The 17558-nt window shown below is 49.0% G+C and carries 13 protein-coding genes; 5 read left to right on the top strand and 8 right to left on the bottom strand.

Annotated elements, in window-relative coordinates; all coding sequences use genetic code 11:
* Positions 1-3: 3 nt before the first annotated feature.
* From ispE to minC, 5 genes are all read right to left on the bottom strand, one after another.
* Positions 4-837 carry a 4-(cytidine 5'-diphospho)-2-C-methyl-D-erythritol kinase gene (gene ispE, locus NSMM_RS14435; protein WP_090288606.1) on the bottom strand — a complete coding sequence of 278 codons (834 nt, stop codon included), beginning with the start codon at positions 835-837 and terminating at the stop codon, positions 4-6.
* A 58-nt stretch (positions 838-895) separates the two neighbouring features.
* The gene (gene lolB, locus NSMM_RS14430) at positions 896-1483 is read right to left on the bottom strand and encodes a lipoprotein insertase outer membrane protein LolB (protein ID WP_090288539.1); all 588 of its coding nucleotides are present in this window, start codon (positions 1481-1483) and stop codon (positions 896-898) included.
* Positions 1484-1635: 152 nt separating this feature from the next.
* On the bottom strand, positions 1636-1929 hold the full coding sequence (gene minE, locus NSMM_RS14425; RefSeq protein ID WP_090288537.1) for a cell division topological specificity factor MinE: 294 nt from the start codon (positions 1927-1929) through the stop codon (positions 1636-1638).
* The gene (gene minD, locus NSMM_RS14420; protein ID WP_090288535.1) at positions 1929-2738 is read right to left on the bottom strand and encodes a septum site-determining protein MinD; all 810 of its coding nucleotides are present in this window, start codon (positions 2736-2738) and stop codon (positions 1929-1931) included. The genes minE and minD overlap by 1 nt, the downstream gene beginning before the upstream one ends.
* 32 nt (positions 2739-2770) lie before the next feature.
* Positions 2771-3502 carry a septum site-determining protein MinC gene (gene minC, locus NSMM_RS14415; RefSeq protein WP_090288533.1) on the bottom strand — a complete coding sequence of 244 codons (732 nt, stop codon included), beginning with the start codon at positions 3500-3502 and terminating at the stop codon, positions 2771-2773.
* 265 nt (positions 3503-3767) lie between these two features.
* On the opposite strand from minC, the gene NSMM_RS14410 reads away from it, so the two are divergent.
* Both NSMM_RS14410 and NSMM_RS14405 read left to right on the top strand, forming a co-directional pair.
* The gene (locus NSMM_RS14410; protein ID WP_090288531.1) at positions 3768-4340 is read left to right on the top strand and encodes a Slp family lipoprotein; all 573 of its coding nucleotides are present in this window, start codon (positions 3768-3770) and stop codon (positions 4338-4340) included.
* A gap of 40 nt (positions 4341-4380) precedes the next feature.
* Positions 4381-5679, top strand: coding sequence for a YfiM family protein (locus NSMM_RS14405; RefSeq protein ID WP_245654832.1), 1299 nt, complete (start codon positions 4381-4383; stop codon positions 5677-5679).
* 15 nt (positions 5680-5694) lie between these two features.
* Here the strand turns inward: NSMM_RS14405 and NSMM_RS14400 are convergent, their stop codons facing one another.
* Positions 5695-6663 carry an RluA family pseudouridine synthase gene (locus NSMM_RS14400; RefSeq protein WP_176753994.1) on the bottom strand — a complete coding sequence of 323 codons (969 nt, stop codon included), beginning with the start codon at positions 6661-6663 and terminating at the stop codon, positions 5695-5697.
* Positions 6664-7198: 535 nt separating this feature from the next.
* On the opposite strand from NSMM_RS14400, the gene NSMM_RS14385 reads away from it, so the two are divergent.
* The 3 genes from NSMM_RS14385 to lpdA all read left to right on the top strand — a co-directional run bounded on the left by NSMM_RS14385 (position 7199) and on the right by lpdA (position 12967).
* Positions 7199-9805 (top strand): Rne/Rng family ribonuclease, encoded by a 2607-nt coding sequence (locus NSMM_RS14385; RefSeq protein ID WP_090288525.1) that lies wholly within the window; start codon positions 7199-7201, stop codon positions 9803-9805.
* A gap of 106 nt (positions 9806-9911) precedes the next feature.
* Complete coding sequence (locus tag NSMM_RS14380) at positions 9912-11177, top strand: glutamate-5-semialdehyde dehydrogenase (RefSeq protein ID WP_090288523.1); 1266 nt, start codon at positions 9912-9914, stop codon at positions 11175-11177.
* Between the two features lie 2 nt (positions 11178-11179).
* Positions 11180-12967, top strand: a complete 1788-nt coding sequence (gene lpdA, locus NSMM_RS14375; protein WP_090288521.1) for a dihydrolipoyl dehydrogenase — start codon at positions 11180-11182, stop codon at positions 12965-12967.
* 360 nt (positions 12968-13327) lie between these two features.
* Here lpdA and NSMM_RS14370 read toward each other — a convergent pair whose 3' ends face one another.
* Together NSMM_RS14370 and NSMM_RS14365 are read right to left on the bottom strand one after the other, a co-directional pair.
* On the bottom strand, positions 13328-15280 hold the full coding sequence (locus tag NSMM_RS14370; protein WP_090288519.1) for an amylosucrase: 1953 nt from the start codon (positions 15278-15280) through the stop codon (positions 13328-13330).
* Positions 15273-17450, bottom strand: a complete 2178-nt coding sequence (locus tag NSMM_RS14365) for an HAD-IIB family hydrolase (protein WP_090288517.1) — start codon at positions 17448-17450, stop codon at positions 15273-15275. The genes NSMM_RS14370 and NSMM_RS14365 overlap by 8 nt, the downstream gene beginning before the upstream one ends.
* Between the last annotated feature and the right edge of the window lie 108 nt (positions 17451-17558).

The following is a 17558-nucleotide window of genomic DNA, read 5'->3' as shown; positions in this document are numbered from 1 at the left end:
TCTCTAAAAATGCAGCAATGGATGCTCTGCAAGCCCTTTCGCCATAAAACCACACATATCCACGGGAATTCGCTCGAACACTTTCAATGCACTGGATGCTTCCGGAAACTCAGCAAACAAGCAGGCTCCCGACCCACTCATGCCAACTTTACTTGTTCCCGGTTGCTGCTTTAACCATTGTAACCAGTCACCTACAATCGGTTGCATCCGTGCTGCGACCGGTTCAAGATCATTGTGCCCTGCACCCATGGAAAAGGCCGATATTTTGATAGGAATCGTATTGCGTGTCAACTCTTTACATGCAAAAATATCCGCAGTCAAAATATGTACGGGGGGAGTTAGCACGACATACCAAGCTGGTGGCAAAGCAAGCTGGGTTAATTTCTCACCGACACCTTCTGCAAAAGCATTCTCACCATAGATAAATACAGGCACATCCGCACCTAGTTCCAGACCCAGCATCATCAATCGCGCTCTATCCCAGTTGATACCCCATAATCGGTTCAAGACAATTAAGGTCGTGGCCGCATCTGAGCTGCCGCCGCCCAAACCCCCACCCATTGGTATCTGTTTGTGCAGATAAATCTCCACACCCAAGGTTTTACCGCTTCTATCCCGCAGAAGTTTCGCCGCGCGAGTACATAAATTATCAACTTCAGGCAAATCCGACAATGGATTCATCACTTTGATAATACCATCACTTCTAACAGTAAAAGCCAACCGATCAGAGAAATCAATAAAGCGGAACGTAGTCTGCAATAAATGATAGCCATCGGCACGGCGCCCGACAACGTGAAGAAATAGATTCAACTTCGCAGGCGCTGGAAAAGTTTGCAGGCCAGATGGAAAAAGACTCGCCTCAACTTCACTGTTCAACTTCAATGTTTTTCTTATATCAATCACTAACATCCAGCCAACGATCAATCATTAGCTTTATTTTCAGATTATGGCGGCCAAGCTCAAGCGATTTTGGCAATTCCAGCATACCAAACTTCATCGGAAAAAATGCAGAATACTGAATTTCCCACCCATCCTGACGAATAGCAACAATTCGTCCATTACGGTCCAGATCCAGTTCCGCAATGGTTAGCGGGAAATGCATCCCTCTAACCCAGAAGTGCAATCCAGAAAGTGGCAACATCCACCCCAACACTTCCTGTGTCAGCTGCTCGACATTCTCAGCCTGGTAAAACGCAGGTTCCGCAGTAACCAAACGCACTCCGGTTACGCCTTGCTCTATCCGAGCAATCGTTTGCCCCAGTGGAGAAAAAAAATGAATCTGATCCTCATTTGCGTGGTGCCGCCAATTGATTGTTGCCGAAAATCTCTGCTGCATATTATGCACAGAAAGTCGGCCCACCAAAGTATAGCGGTTATCCCCACCCATTAACGTTTCGGACCCAGGCCGGATAACGACAGTCTTAACCGCATTATTACGAACTTCTGTGACCGTACAACCGATCAACCAAATTGAAAACAGCATCAACAGACAACTACTGCGCTGACGGACAACCCAGTTGTCTATCAGGGATGGAATAATAACCACCAGTTGTCAGTCAAATTCACCAGGCTATGCCGCCCAGAATATATCCCTGGCAGAATCAACTTCAGACTCATTATTCGACCCGAAACTAATCAGAACACGTCTCTGGCAATATGCTCTCTGGCACTGTTCGACTGGGTATCTGGCAGCACAATATTTAGTTCAAGCGTCTCCTGATTTTCATCTTGCTCAAACTTGACGGATATCGCGTCCTGATCTACCTGTACATATTTACGAATCACCTGCATCAGCTCTTCCTGCAATTGCGGCAGATACGATGGCTTATTTCGGTAATAGCGTTCATGCGCGACCAGAATTTGCAATCTTTCTTTTGCAAGTGTTGCTGTTTTAGGTTTGGATAATTTGAAGTAATCCAGCAAGCTCATTATTTACCTCCGAAAAGCTTTCTGAGAAACCCTTTTTTGCTTTCAATAAAACGATGTGGTCGCTTCTCTCCGAGATAACGCGCCACCACATCAGCGTACGCCTGGCCCGCATCACTTTTCTCATCCAAAATAACAGGGACCCCAGCATTGGAAGCAGTCAGAACAGATTTTGATTCGGGAATGATGCCAAGCAAATGGAGTGACAGGATTTCCTGCACATCCTCCAGACTAAGCATCTCACCCGAATCTACCCTACTTGGATCATAGCGTGTTAACAGCAGGTACTCCTTGATTGGATCCATCGCTAATTCGGCACGACGCGATTTGCTCGCCAAAATTCCTAACATGCGATCCGAGTCCCGCACAGAGGACACTTCCGGATTGGTCACCACCAAAGCATCATCTGCATAATACATGGCTAGATAAGCACCCCTTTCAATACCAGCAGGTGAATCACAAACAATGTACTTGAATTCTTTTGATAGCTCTTCCAGTACTCGACCAACACCCTCAAGACTTAATGCATCCTTGTCACGAGTTTGTGATGCGGGCAGAATGTAGAGTTGATTGCAGTTCTTGTCCCGAATCAACGCCTGATTAAGATTAGCCTCACCATTTATGACGTTCACAAAATCATAAACCACTCGACGTTCACACCCCATAATCAGATCAAGATTGCGCAACCCCACATCAAAATCGATGACTGCAGTTTTATGCCCTCGTTTGGCCAACCCCATGGCAATGGCAGCGCTGGTAGTCGTTTTCCCAACGCCACCCTTACCCGATGTGACAACAACGACTCTCGCCAATTGAATCTCCTTTCCCGGAAAAATATAAATACTTAATCAAGCTGCACAATAATCAATGCTTGTTCCTGCAGAAAAACCTGAACCGGTTTCTTTTTGACAGCATCTTTCAGATCCTCGCTGGTTTTGTAAATACCTGCGATCGAGATAAGTTCTGCTTGCAAATCAAGGCAAAAAAGACGCGCAGCCGTATCACCTTGCACGCCAGCCAAGGCTCGGCCTCTTAGCGTATTATAGACATGGATATTACCCTCGGCCATGATCTCGGCACCAGCGCTGACCTGCGCTAGAATAACCAAATCACCGTTGGCATAAATCCGCTGACCGGAGCGTACCGGCTGAGTGACAAGCGTTGCCTGAGCACGAAACACTTCCTTGATGATTTCAACTGGTGCCTCCGGCTGAATATCCGGCTTACTTTGCGTCTCTAAAAGCACACTCCCATTGCTACGACCGGAATCGACCGGTATCGATAGCGTCCATGCCTGTTTCTGCTGAGCGTCATTCCCTCCTCTGATGCCAATCGGAAACAGATGCAGCCCGCGCAACATTGAGGCCAATATCTCGATATCAATTTGCATTCCCTTATTATTTAATTCAGTCAAATCAAATAAAATTGCTGAATTATTAAAAAAATCAGGAGCACCAGAAATTTTTTGCCGCAGTTTTTCAGCAATTAAATGCACCTCATTACTGTACAAAACCAGTACAGGCGCAAAAAAAGTGCTGCTCTTTAACTCCAAAACAGGAGACTGCGATCCATCCATGTCAGAATTTATGAAGTTTCCGCGAAACTGATCATGCGGCAAGGCAAATAAAAAGGCAGAATCAGGAATGTTCAGCCAACCGTTACATTATACCGCTCATTCAGAGGAACAAACTGATTTAACAAATCGCCAAACTCATTATTATATTACACTGTCTAATCAATAGATAAACATAAACATTAGCACAAAAAACAAAAACCCTACAAACAGAGAAGCCTTCTCCTGATTTTTTCCTAAAAATACTGGATACCAACTGGAGGAAGCCATGAAAAAATTACAATTGCTACTCAACCCGTCTTTATCACTTATTTTATTGCTCATGCTTGGCGCATGCGGCAGCATGCCACCCGTGATCAGAGATTTTTCAGTAGTTGACATGCCATATCAGCTTGCTAATCAGAATACCAACAGTTACCTGGGCACACCGATACGCTGGGGTGGGACTGTCATCGAAGTAGAAAATGAAGCGGATTCCTCACTGGTGCAGATTCTTTACTATCCGCTGGATCGTAATGGCTTCCCTCAAACCAACCATACTGGTGAAGGGCGGTTTGCTATCAGAACCAGTGATTTTCTGGATCCGGCCATTTTGACAAAAAATAGCAAAGTTACCGTAATCGGCACCCTTACAGGAGGAATAGAACGAACGATCGGCAATAAACTCATTCGCATTCCGTTGATCACATCCGAAGCAATCTATCTATGGCCAAAAGATTATGACGCAAACCGGACATATGGATATAGTCGATATCCATATGGTTACTATTCCTACCCATACTTTGGATATAGCCCGCCCTTTTTGAGAGGCTACCCTGGACGGGACTGGTACTACTGGTGACATATCGGTCTATTTTGATACTCAAACTAGCTGAATAAAAGTGATACAAACAACACTGAGCCGGGCTATCGCACTACTGCTAATCCTGCTGACTATTACCGGGATAGCGATCAGCACAATTTTTTTTCTGGCAATCGACAGAAAACCCCAAGTCTCAAGAGAAGTGCGAGTTACCCCTGAACACATTGCTCGCGCTAAAAGTATTCTCGACACGCATCGCTACCAAGTCAGACCAGGCACTACCGCTACCGCCACTATAGAGCGGGAAGATATTGATGTCGCACTCAATTATTTGGCGCACCATCTGAGACAAGGACACGCAAAATCTAAGCTGGATAACCAGAGTGTATATATTCAGATCAGCCTGCCAGTCCCGGAGATTGCTGCGATAGTCAATAATGCTTATGTGAATCTCGAAGCTTCATTGATTGAATCAGAAGGGCTGCCGGCAATTCACTCACTGCGCATCGGCAAACTGACCGTACCGGATAGCCTGACTAATTTTGCTCTCCAACAACTCTTTTCCTGGTTAAAAATGATCAGCCCGGATGTGCGCGTCGGCATGGAGGCATTCCGGAAAATAGGTATCTCACACGATGGAATTGCAGTTACCTATTACTGGCAAGACTGGGGTAACAGTCAGGATGATCAGCTCTCATTCAGCGCCCCGCTCTTTAATCAGCAGGCACTTGCAAGACTATTTCATTACCACACCTTCCTCAACCAAATAAACCAGAAAAATCATACACGATCGATTACACTTTCTGAAATATTGACCAGGCTCATGCGGGAAACCACCCGTGACCCATCGCATAACAATACCAGAGAAGAAGTACGGGCAGCGATCCTGATAACAGCATTTCACGCGCTACAGCTTCCACTCAAGCTTATCTCCCCGGAAGCCGCAAAATGGCCACCACCAGCTCGCGCAAGAATTACCCTGGACGGACGAGCTGACTTTGCGATGCATTTCATCTCATCAGCCGCGATAACCGCCTATACCGACACGATATTATCTGATGCAATTGGGCTTTACAAGGAACTGGAAGACGCACGTAGCGGCAGTGGGTTTTCCTTCAATGATATCGCTGCCAATCGTGCCGGCACCAGTTTCGCCGCCAGAATAATGAAAAGTCAACTCTCAGCACAAAAAATACGTGCAACCATTCTTGCCGGCATTGACGATAGCGATCTGATGCCCTACTGGGCAGATTTACCTGAACACCTTGGCGAACAAACCTTTTTAGCAAAATTTGGAGGTACGCATACGACTATTTATCAGGAACTGATTAACAAGATAGAACAGCGCGTATCCTCTTTGAAATTGTTTCACCACTGACTCCGAGCTCCAGGGCTAGCCAAGCGATAGCAGAAATAAACGCAATTCAGCTGCCAAAGGCGCTTCCAGCAACAGAGGTTTCTTAGTTAGCGGATGTATACAGGAAAATTTAGCGGCATGTAAAAACATACGCTTCAGCGACACAGTCTGTCCATTTTTTCGTAACTGCCTGTTCAACTCAAAATCTCCGTATTTATCATCGCCCGCAATTGGAAATCCCAGGTGAGCCAGATGCACTCTGATCTGATGCGTGCGCCCTGTTTTCAATTCCGCATTCAGTAAGCTGAATTTTTCCCAGTTTTGCTGCAAGCAAAAAATAGTATGCGCCTGCTGGGATTTAACTTGCTCATGTTTCTCAGTAGCAACTGCCACGCGGCGCTCTCCTGTCGCCGTCACGTATCTGCTGAGCGGGAATTTAACATTCTGAATTAAATTACGCCACTTCCCAGACACTAGCACTTGATAACTTTTATGCACCATGCCTTCACGGATCTGTTGATGCAAATCAACCAATGCCTGTCTTTTTTTTGCCAGCAACAGCACGCCCGAAGTTTCGCGGTCGAGCCTATGGACCAGCTCAAGAAATTTCCAGCCTGGATGCTGAATACGCAACTGCTCAATCACACCATAGCTGATTCCACTACCTCCATGAACCGCTGTACCTGCAGGTTTATTGACTACCAATAAGCTTTCGTCCTCAAACAGTACCGAAAATTTCGACAATTTTTTCTCTGGTCTGGTCTGCAATATATTGTTTTTACAGCTAACAGGAGGAATACGCACCTTGTCAGCCAACTGTAAGTGGTAACTGGCGGCCACGCGTTTACTATTCACGCGCACTTGCCCGCTACGCAGCAACTGGTAAATATGACTTTTGGGTACACCCTTAAGCAGTTTGCACAAAAAATTATCGATTCGCTGCCCTTCCGCTGTCTCATCTATCTGTTTTATAACCACGCGATCTGGCATAATAATATCTGGCATAATGGCTTTGCTGATTGCCCGGTTATCGCTAAGGTTTTTGCCGATACTTTTACCTGTAATTTTCACACCCGGATTCCTTTGATTTTGCTTTCTAGGCCTGTCGTGACTACACACTCGGAATATGTCTGCGGATCGATTTTTATATTTTCAGATACTGAAAGCAAACCGTTTTTTGTCTGGTTAATGTCGCTCACCACATAAAGTAGCGATAGTAAATAAATTACGCGCTTAAAACATAGATAGATTTCAGTTCCCGGTTTCAGGCAACATATGGCAGCTAATTTAGCTGCCATATGAAAGCAATATTTTTAAAATATTCAATATGTTATATTGATCACAGGCCTCACGGCAACTTAAACTGGTTATTTTTTATCATCACCGATACTATTAACTTCCTGATGGGAACTTACCCAAACAATAAATCCAAGCAGATGCCCGTCATCGGGATACCATCCTTGCCTAGCCTGTTGATCAATCAGCTTCTCCGAACAGTGAACATACAGTCTACCCATGTACTAAGCGCGGGGGGCACTAAATGAAACGAATGTTATTCAACGCGACCCAACCGGAAGAGTTACGTGTCGCGATCGTAGACGGACAGCGACTTATCGATCTTGATATTGAAGTCGCTGGCAAGGAACAACGCAAAAGCAATATTTATAAAGCAATTATTACTCGATTGGAACCCAGTCTGGAAGCTGCCTTTGTTGACTATGGAGCTGGCCGACATGGATTTTTACCCTACAAGGAAATTGCGCCCACCTGCTTTAGCAACTCGACTGGCACAACCAGTAATCGTATTGCTGATTTGCTACGCGAAGGACAGGAACTTATTGTACAGGTTGACAAAGATGAGCGCGGCAATAAAGGTGCGGCACTCACGACCTATATTTCACTGGCAGGCCGCTATTTGGTTCTGATGCCGAATAATCCTCAAGGTGGCGGTGTCTCGCGGCGTATCAGCGCAGAAGAACGCGCTGAATTACGCGAGGTCATTACCAATCTTCATATTCCGAAAGGAATGAGCGTGATCGCACGAACCGCCGGAATAGGCCGTAGTGAAGAGGAACTCCAATGGGACTTAAATTACCTCGTTCAGCTCTGGCGTGCGATTGAGGAAGCAGCAAACAGCCAGAGTGGAATTTTTCTGATCTATCAGGAAAGCAGCCTCGTCATACGTGCAATACGTGATTACTTCCACGCCGAAATCAATGAAATCCTGATTGACAATCCCGAGATATACGAGCAGGCCAATCAGTTCATGGCACATGTGATGCCGGCCAATGTGGAACGGCTCAAACTGTACCAGGATGACATACCACTGTTCTCCCGTTTCCAGATCGAGCACCAAATTGAGACCGCCTACTCGCGGCAGGTCACATTACCCTCTGGTGGCTCAATCGTCATCGATCACACTGAGGCGTTAGTATCGATTGACGTCAATTCCGCACGAGCAATTCGCGGATCGGATATTGAAGCTACTGCATTCAATACCAATCTTGAAGCAGCAGATGAGGTTGCACGGCAATTGCGCCTGCGCGATCTTGGTGGATTGGTAGTCATCGATTTCATTGATATGGAAGTCGCGCGCAATCAGCGGGAAGTAGAGTCAACGCTTCTAAAAGCACTGCGCGTGGATCGTGCGCGCGTTCAGGTTGGAAAGATCTCCCGATTTGGACTGCTGGAACTCTCCCGGCAACGCCTGCGACCCTCGCTGGGAGAAGGAAACTACATCCCCTGCTCCCGCTGCCATGGCACCGGCCATATCCGGGGCACAGATTCTTCCGCACTGCATATACTGCGAATCATCCAAGAAGAAGCGATGAAGGAGCATACCAGTCTGCTACAGGTGCAATTACCGGTTGATGTCGCCACCTTTCTGCTGAATGAAAAGCGCTCCGAGATATACCGACTGGAAGCCAGGCTTAAAGTGGGCATCGTTCTGGTTCCCAATATCCATATGGAAACCCCTAACTACATCATCAATCGGCTGAAACACGAGGATCTCAAATCAGCAGAATTACCCGCCAGCTATGAAATGGTAGAGAAGATTTCCGAAGAAATACTACCTCCTTCAAATTTGCAGGATATCAAAGCCTCACAGCCCAAAGCGGCCGTTACGGGCATCAAACTCGATCAGCCTGCACCGCTTCGCGAAGAAAAATCCCGCGAACCACTGTCATTCCTGGATAAATTTTTTAGCTTGTTCAAGTCCAGTGGTGGGCAAAATCAAGTTCTATCAGAATTGACGCCCGAAGAGGAAAAAGAAAAAAATGCCCGCGTCGAACGCAACCGTAACCGCCGGGATCGTAATCGCAGCAAACGAAGTAAACTCCTGCCGGCAAATCAATCTCAGGAGAACAATAACGCTGCAATTACGAGTAGATCACCATCAGAGACATCTGGATTGTTGCTTGATGATCCAATCAACAACGATGCTACCCCAAGGCAACCCCCTGGAAAGAGCAATCGCAGACCGGCTAAATCCAGCAATCAAATACAAATTCCTCCAACCGAGATATCATTAACCCATTTAGAAATTACTGAATCAGGTGAAGCGTTATCTTCCTCTGAACTATCTACTGACATAAAAACGGAAGAACGACGAGGGCGCTCTCGCCGCCGCCGTGGAGGTGCAAACAGGAATCGCTCAGAGCGACCCAGTGATGCTATCGAAACAAATACAATGCACACGGATGATTCGTTTCAGTCAAACAAGTCATCTGATGACCATTCGGTCAACCATACAGCACAAGTTCCGTTAGCTGCTGCTGTACAAGACAATCCACTCCAATCGCCTTCAACCGAGCAGATACCAGAAATCATGGCTGCTCCTGCCGGTATCATTGAGGCAGACCCTCCAATACCGGCCATAGATAGCAAACCAACCGAATCTGATTCGGTTACACCAAAGCGCCAGCAAGCAATTATTCCTCAATCTGTCGCTCCCGGGAATAACGGGTGTAACGATCTGGATCTTTCTAAAAGTGGTCTGATCATGATTGAAACCGCGCCGGACAAAGTCACCGCTACTGCCGGGATAATAACAGCACCGCCAAGAAAAGCGCGCGTTCGGCAAAACAACATGGATACCAAGGCTACTGATTCGGAACCTCTGGTACAGATCGAAACTAAGAATTAACAGAAAAACAGAAAATATCTGTCTGGAGCGTATCTTCGGATAAGTTTTTTCAGCCTTCTGTAATATAACGAGCAGGTATTATCCATATGATCAACATCCACTCAATATGAACAGCACAGACATACATTCGATGATGCAGGCGTTGGGGCAAGCAGCGCGCGCCGCAGCACAAATGACCGCAAAAGCCAGCACAGCCACTAAAAATCAGGCGTTAACCGTCATGGCTGCTGCCATACGTCGCGATGAACAGCTCCTGGTCGCCGCCAATACCAGTGATCTCGCCCTGGCTAGAAGCAAAGGGCTGGACGCAGCTTTGATCGATCGCCTGACACTGACTGCCGAAGGAGTCGCTACCATGGCGGATGGTCTGGAACAAATTGCGGCCCTGCCCGATCCGATTGGAGCAATTTCCGATCTGAGTTATCGTCCTTCCGGCATTCAAGTTGGCAGGATGCGGGTACCGCTCGGTGTCATTGGCATTATTTATGAAGCACGGCCCAATGTAACCGCCGATGCTGCCGGTTTATGCCTGAAAGCGGGTAATGCCGCGATTTTACGCGGTGGATCAGAAGCCATGCAGAGCAATCAAGCAATTGCCGCATGTGTGCAGGAAGGACTGAAAGTTGCGGGATTACCGGAACATGCCGTGCAAGTCATCAATACACCAGATCGGGCGGCGGTAGGTGAACTTATTACCATGCAGGAATACGTCGATATCATCGTACCGCGTGGCGGCAAGGGGTTGATCGAGCGCATTGCCAATGAAGCGCGCGTACCGGTCATCAAACACCTGGATGGTATATGCCATATCTATATCGATGTATATGCCGACCTGGAGAAAGCACTGCACATCGTCGATAATGCCAAAACACAACGATATGGTACATGTAACACACTGGAAACCTTGCTTGTCCATGCTGGTGTCGCTCAGCAGTTCCTGCCGGTGATTGGCAGGCTCTTACAGGGCAAAAAAGTAGAGTTACGCGGGGATCAAGCAGCGTGCGCGTTACTCTCTGGCACAAAACTCGCGAGCGAAGAAGACTGGCGTACCGAATATCTGGCTCCGATTCTGAGCATACGCGTTGTTGCGGATATCAATCAGGCGATCGAGCACATTACCCGCTATGGCTCGCAGCACACTGATGCTATCGTCACTGAAAATTATGCTCATGCCCGCCAATTTTTGCGTGAAGTGGACTCCAGCTCGGTCATGGTTAACGCTTCCACCCGTTTTGCTGACGGCTTCGAATATGGTCTGGGAGCAGAAATTGGTATTTCTACCGATAAACTGCACGCACGTGGACCGGTAGGACTGAACGGCTTGACCAGTGAAAAATACATTGTCCTCGGCGACGGACATATCAGAATATGACCATGACAAAATTGACTCAAATCACCCTGCCCGATATCGGCGATTTCGAAGACGTCCCCGTCATTGAAATTCTGGTAAAACCTGGTGACCAGGTAGAAGTGGATACTCCCTTGCTGATGCTGGAAAGTGACAAAGCCACGGTGGAAGTGCCATCACCCCAGGCTGGCACCATCAAAACGATTCATGTCAAGGCGGGTGACAAAGTATCACAAGGGATATTGATTGCCACGCTGGAAGTGACTGAAGCAACCGATCAACTCAGCGCATCCAGATTTGGAACACAAACAACCACAACGACTGACATCCGTGAAAATACGGATCAAATACGTGAAGTAGCAGCGTCGGTATCGGCAGCAACATCTTCTCCAGCACCTCCCGACAATCTACATGCCGAGGTACTCGTGCTCGGTGCTGGCCCGGGTGGCTATACCGCAGCCTTTCGCGCTGCCGATCTCGGGAAGCAGGTCGTGTTAATCGAACGCTATCCGGTATTGGGAGGCGTGTGCCTAAATGTCGGCTGCATTCCCTCAAAGGCATTGCTGCACATCGCCAAAATTCTGACAGAGGCACAAGCTGTACGGGAAGTAGGTATAGAATTCGGACAGCCCGCAATCAATCTTGAACAATTACGCCACTGGAAAGACGGTGTAGTAAAGAAACTGGCACAGGGACTGTCCATGCTTGCAAAACAACGTCAGGTCACAGTCATTCAGGGCAGTGGAAAATTCATCAGCCCCAATGCACTTACCGTAGAGACACCCGATGGTATCAAAACGATTTCGTTCGATCACTGTGTAATTGCCGCAGGTTCATCCTCAGCCAGACTTCCCGGCCTGCCCAAGGATCCACGCATCATCAACTCCACCGATGCGCTGGCGCTGCATACCCTACCCAAACGCATGCTGATAATAGGCGGCGGCATCATTGGTCTGGAAATGGCCACAGTCTACCAGGCGCTGGGAACAAAGATCAGCATCGTCGAACGGCTACCACAACTCATCCCCGGCGCGGATAGTGATCTTATCAAACCCCTTGTCAGCAAACTGAAACAGACATGTGAAGCCATCTGGCTCGATACCAGTGTCAGCCAGATCGAAGCCAGCAAAAAGGGGCTGAAAGTCTCATTTTCAGGAGAACAGGCACCCGAAGCACAATGGTTCGATATGGTCCTGGTTGCAATCGGTCGCCGCCCTAATGACAAGCTGATCGCTGCCGAATCTGCCGGTGTGGCAGTCGATGAGCGCGGCTTCATTACAGTTGATGAACAGATGCGCACCAACGCTGCACATATTTTTGCCATTGGCGACATCACTGGCGAGCCAATGCTGGCGCACAAGGCTTCCCATCAAGGCAAAATTGCAGCGGAGGTCATTGCTGGCCACAAGGTGGCATTCGATGCCCGCACCATCCCCTCAGTTGCCTATACCGACCCAGAAATTGCCTGGATGGGCCTGACGGAGACGGAAGCGAAAAAACAGGGCATTGCCTATGAGAAGGCAAGCTTCCCGTGGGCGGCCAGTGGCCGTGCAATCGCGATGGGTAGCGAAACCGGTTTGACCAAACTGCTATACGACAAGACCACCCGGCGCATACTCGGAGCAGGCATCACCGGCGTCAATGCCGGGGAGCTGATCGCGGAAGCAACGCTTGCACTGGAAATGGGAGCGGACATGCAGGACATCGCCTTGACAATCCATCCACATCCCACCTTATCCGAGACCATCATGTTTGCTGCGGAAACTGCAGAAGGTGTAATTACCGATCTTTATATACCCGGTAGCAAGAAATAGAAATGAATTTTCCACTCAATGACCAAAAGACATATTCTTTGTTAAATATCATGAAAATATATCTCATGCCATTGTACTGTCCCTGCTTACAATCTCCATCAACCTCCCATAACTGATCATAAAAATACAAGTGTTTTCGGCACATAAAAGCCGAAATTTTATGAACAAACAGTATAGTCGATGTGGTCAACGCGCCAGAGCGGAGAGACCGCCTGTTGGCCTATAGAAAATCAGTGCCGTCAGACCACTCGGTAAAACAAGAATCGACCGCAGCGATTCAAGAAACCATTGCTTGATCAGCGTAGAGATTCCCTTTCTTTAAGAAGGACATCAAAAAAGTATCATGTATTTACGTTGTAATCAGGTTTGCAGCCAGTAGAAACCGAGTGCAGGGATTTCCAGCTGCTGGTAGTCGACGTTGATCTCATTGCCGCTGTAGTGATCGCGCACGCTGCCGTGCTGGAAAAAGCCGCGTTTGCACAAGCCGGTAATGTCCAGATTTTGCGGGCGATTGTCGAAATTGCAGATTACTAGCACGCGGGACTGTGTGTTGATATAGTCGAAGCGGGAAAAAACGAACAAATGCGGGTTTTCCGTGTCCAGCAATTCGCGATTATTGTGATCGGCAAAGGCGGGAATCTCCTTGCGTACAGCGATCATCTTTTTCAGTGGAGTGAAAATCCGGTTTTCAATAGTGCCATGCGTATTCCTGAGAGCGGCCTTAGTCCAGTCCAGTTTGGGCCGATGAACCCAGCGGGTGTCGTGCTGTTTGTATTCATCTTCCAGATAGGAAATGTCATTCAGGGTGCCAATGGCGTCGCCATAATAGAGCAGTGGAATACCACCAAAAGCCATAATCGCGCTGTGCAACAGCACGATGGTGTCTATGGACTCCTGGATGGCAACCGGGTCGTTGTTCTCAATGGCCGATTCCAGCCCGGCTAGTGAGGCCAGCGATCCGGCGATGCGGGCATCGCCGCTCTTCTTGTTGATACCGAATGCGACGCCACGTGCAGGCGAAACCTTGTGCTGGCCGGTGTAGTAATCGACCAGAAATTTTCGGTGCAGCTTGGGATCGTAACCCGCCAGCCTGATATCGTTGTCGCCGAATCCTAGACCGATGTCGTCATGGCAGCGTACATAATTGAGCCAGGTTGCGCGCTCCAGCTTGTCCGGAATACTCCTGATACCAAGGTTGAGCAAGCCGGCCTTTTTGGTGGCAACGGCGTCCCACAACAGCGCCATGAAGGTGGCATTGTAGGCGATCTCGCATTCCTTGGCATTGATGGCATCCTCGCCGAAATACTTGATGACCTCCACCGGCGCGACGATGGCCTCGGCGATGAACAGCACACCGGGTGCGGTGACCTGACAGCAGTCCTTCATCAGTTGCAGGATCAGGTGAGCTTCGCGTTCGTTCTGACAGGTACCGCCAATTTTCTTCCATAAAAAGGCGACAGCATCCAGCCGGATGATGTCGGCCCCATGATTAGCCCAGTGCAGGATGATTTCGACCATCTCGATGAGGACGGTGGGATTGCTGTAGTTCAGATCCCACTGGTAGTCGTTGAAAACCGTCATCACCCACTTGCCCATCTGCTCATCCCAGGTAAAATTGCCGGGCGAGGTTTCTGGAAAGACCTCAGGCATGGTCTCTTCATACATGTCCGGCAATTCGCGGTTGTCGAACACGTGGTAGTAGTCCTGATAGGCCTTCTCGCCTTTGCGCGCCTTTACGGCCCATTCATGTTCGTTGGAGGTATGGTTGACCACCACATCCAGCACCAGCAGCATGTCGCGCTTATTCATGTTCTCGACCAGCTCGTCCAAGTCACGCATGGTGCCAACTTCCGGGTTGATCTTTTTGAAGTCGCGAACGGCATAACCACCGTCGCTCTTGCCTTTCGGGCAATCCAGAATCGGCATTACATGCAGCAGGTTGATGCCGAGATCCTGCAGATAACCCAGATGCTTTTGCAGCCCTGTCAGATCACCGGCAAACTCCTTGCAGTAGAGCGCGTAACCGACCCATTTCTGGCTGAGGAACCAGTTGTGATCCTTTTCCCGTGCCAGATCCAGTTTGCGCAGCTGTTGCGGTCGCTTGATGTAGGCACAGGTGAGGCTGGTGACCAGTCGCTCCATCTGTTGCTTGAAGTCGGGACGATGGCTATAAAGCTGATGAAACAGGGAATAGATGGCGTAGAAGTTCGCCCCGAGGCGGGTATAGAAATGCTGCAGATTTTTGTCATTGATGTCGCGCTCGAGCTTGATCAAGATGTCGTTCAGCAAGGAATGTGAAACCTGCTCATACATGCGCGAACTCCTCCATACCGTAGTGCTGCAATCCTTCGATGATACCTGCAGCATTGTGACTTTGTGCGAAGTAGATCTGTTCCTGGTCGCGCAATACTGCCAGCTCTGGACTATGATTGCCGACAATGATAGCGCGTGTATCGCCGACCAGCATTTCGATGTCATTACCGGAATCACCGGCTACCAGGAAATTTTCCAGCGGCAATCCCCATTTGTAGGCCAGATAGCGGATGGCATGACCCTTGGAAGCTCTGACTGGCAGCACATCAAGAAACTCTTCATGCGAGTAGATTAGTTGTGCATGCAGTTTCAGATCATGCAGATATTCATAGAGTTCGTTGAGAGGCGGCATGCTGTCTGGCGTAGCCAGATAACTTAGCTTGAACTCGCGCTGGTTTTCCGACGCCTGCAATTCAAGGCCTGAGAATCTGGCCAGCGCCTCGGCCAACGCCTCCCGGCGCCATTGATGACGAATATGCGCAGTCCAGCCAAGATCAGGCACCAGTTTCTTGCTGTAATGGATCTCGGAACCGACCGAAGTGATCAGCACGTCTGGAATGTTGACCTGGTTTTTCGTGAGAACAGCGACAGCGCTTTCGATCGTGCGGCCAGTGGCGATACCGAAAGCCAGCTTGGTACGCTGCGTTTTCAGCCAGGCTGTCAGTTGTTTCAGCGAACGTCTGTCACCGAGCAGGGTGTTGTCGATATCGCTGATCAATGCCTTTTCCACCAGCGGCATATAGGATTTTTCGCCATGCTGGATAATTGCATGCTGTCTCCGCAGACGCTTCTTGTCGCGGCGCAGCAGTCCGCGGATTTCCTTCATATATTTTTCGACATGAGCCGCCCAGCTGTAATGTCGCCAGACACCGGCAATGCCGTTGTTGGCCCATTGGCGCCAGCGTTTTCTATCCTGCAGAATGTATAGTAGCGCCTTGCCGATCTCATCGCTGTGCAGCGTATCGACCACCAGCCCGCTGCGACAGTTGGCGACGATGTCGCGCGGGCCGCCGTCGTCCGGTGCGACAAAAGGCAAACCGCTGGCGGCAGCCTCGATCAGTGTCAGGCCGAACGGCTCGGTAAATGCCGGATTGACGAATATGCCACGGCGCCTGGCTGCCAGCCGATAGAGCTCAGGGACTTCTTCCTGGCCGACGTGTTTTGGCAATGCGACCTTGCCCCACAGGTCATAGCGGTCAATATCGAACAGCAGTTCACTCATGATCTTCTGTTCGGACTCTTCCAGTTCGCGGATATCGCTGCGGGTGCCGGCGACGATCAGCAAGTTGGCGGCTTCCTGTAGTTCCAGATTCTGGCCATAGGCTTTGACCAGACCCTTGATATTTTTTCTGGCATCCGGCCGACTGATGGAGAATATTAGCGGTTTTTCCGGGTCGATGAGGAATTTGTCCACCAGCTGTTGTGCAGCAGGCTGTATCTTTTTGCGTAGCGGCGGTGAGAATCTCGAAGTGTCCGTACCCGGCGGTATGACGCGGAAGCGCGAAGAATGGTTGCAGTTGGTATAGAGACCGTACTGCTGATCGATTTCCTGCTGGGTGCTGGTGACGATGAGCGAAGCATGTTTGATGATTTCTTCTTCGGCATTGATACGCCGTTCGAAATTAAACTGCTTTTCCAGTGCATGTGCCTTGCGTCCGCTGGCCAGCATGCGCTCGAGTTTGGGACGGCCCAGTGAATGGCCAGTGTGTACCTGCGGGATGCCAAGTAGCAGAGAAAGCTGCTGTCCGACATAGCCGGCATCTGCATAGTGAGTATGGATCAGATCCGGCAGGCGGCCCTGTTGACGCAGGAAGTGCAGAGATCTGTCCACGACCTGATTGAGATACGGCCACAATAGTTCCTTGCGCAAATAGCGTCTGGGGCCGCAGGGCAGGCGCACGATACGAGCACCATTGCCAAGGCTTTCTTCTGGCTGTGCGTAGTCCAGACTCACATTCGGGTCTTCAATCAGGCGTGTCAGCAGGTCGACCTTTTCTACTTCATGGTGTCGAGCCAGGGCTTTGGTCAGTTCAACGACATAAGTGACCTGGCCTCCTGTATCGGCATCGCGGCCAAGTTCCATGTCATGACCACGGATGAGGCCATGCATGCTGATCATCAGGATATAGATGGGGTTTTCGGATTTTTGCTGCTGTTTTGTATTCTGCATATTGGGTTAAAGATTACTCCCCTTTTTTAATAAGCCATTGGAAAACTATTGTGGTAGCCGTCTGCAGCGTTGCGCGGTGCTCGTTCCCTCGCCTATCTACTTAATATA

The organism is Nitrosomonas mobilis (assembly GCF_900103035.1).
In the GTDB taxonomy this organism is placed as follows: domain Bacteria; phylum Pseudomonadota; class Gammaproteobacteria; order Burkholderiales; family Nitrosomonadaceae; genus Nitrosomonas; species Nitrosomonas mobilis.
The sequence above is the reverse complement of the archived record's forward strand: the minus strand, read 5'-3'. Positions and strand labels throughout refer to the sequence as shown.

Bases quoted from the DNA above. Each gene is read 5' to 3' on its own strand.
- NSMM_RS14410 (WP_090288531.1), top strand. From the start codon at position 3,768: ATGAAAAAATTACAATTGCTACTCAACCCGTCTTTATCACTTATTTTA.
- minC (WP_090288533.1), bottom strand. From the start codon at position 3,502: ATGGATGGATCGCAGTCTCCTGTTTTGGAGTTAAAGAGCAGCACTTTT.
- NSMM_RS14400 (WP_176753994.1), bottom strand. From the start codon at position 6,663: ATGCCAGATATTATTATGCCAGATCGCGTGGTTATAAAACAGATAGAT.
- NSMM_RS14385 (WP_090288525.1), top strand. From the start codon at position 7,199: ATGAAACGAATGTTATTCAACGCGACCCAACCGGAAGAGTTACGTGTC.
- lolB (WP_090288539.1), bottom strand. From the start codon at position 1,483: ATGCTGTTTTCAATTTGGTTGATCGGTTGTACGGTCACAGAAGTTCGT.
- lpdA (WP_090288521.1), top strand. From the start codon at position 11,180: ATGACAAAATTGACTCAAATCACCCTGCCCGATATCGGCGATTTCGAA.
- minE (WP_090288537.1), bottom strand. From the start codon at position 1,929: ATGAGCTTGCTGGATTACTTCAAATTATCCAAACCTAAAACAGCAACA.
- NSMM_RS14380 (WP_090288523.1), top strand. From the start codon at position 9,912: ATGAACAGCACAGACATACATTCGATGATGCAGGCGTTGGGGCAAGCA.
- NSMM_RS14365 (WP_090288517.1), bottom strand. From the start codon at position 17,450: ATGCAGAATACAAAACAGCAGCAAAAATCCGAAAACCCCATCTATATC.
- NSMM_RS14370 (WP_090288519.1), bottom strand. From the start codon at position 15,280: ATGTATGAGCAGGTTTCACATTCCTTGCTGAACGACATCTTGATCAAG.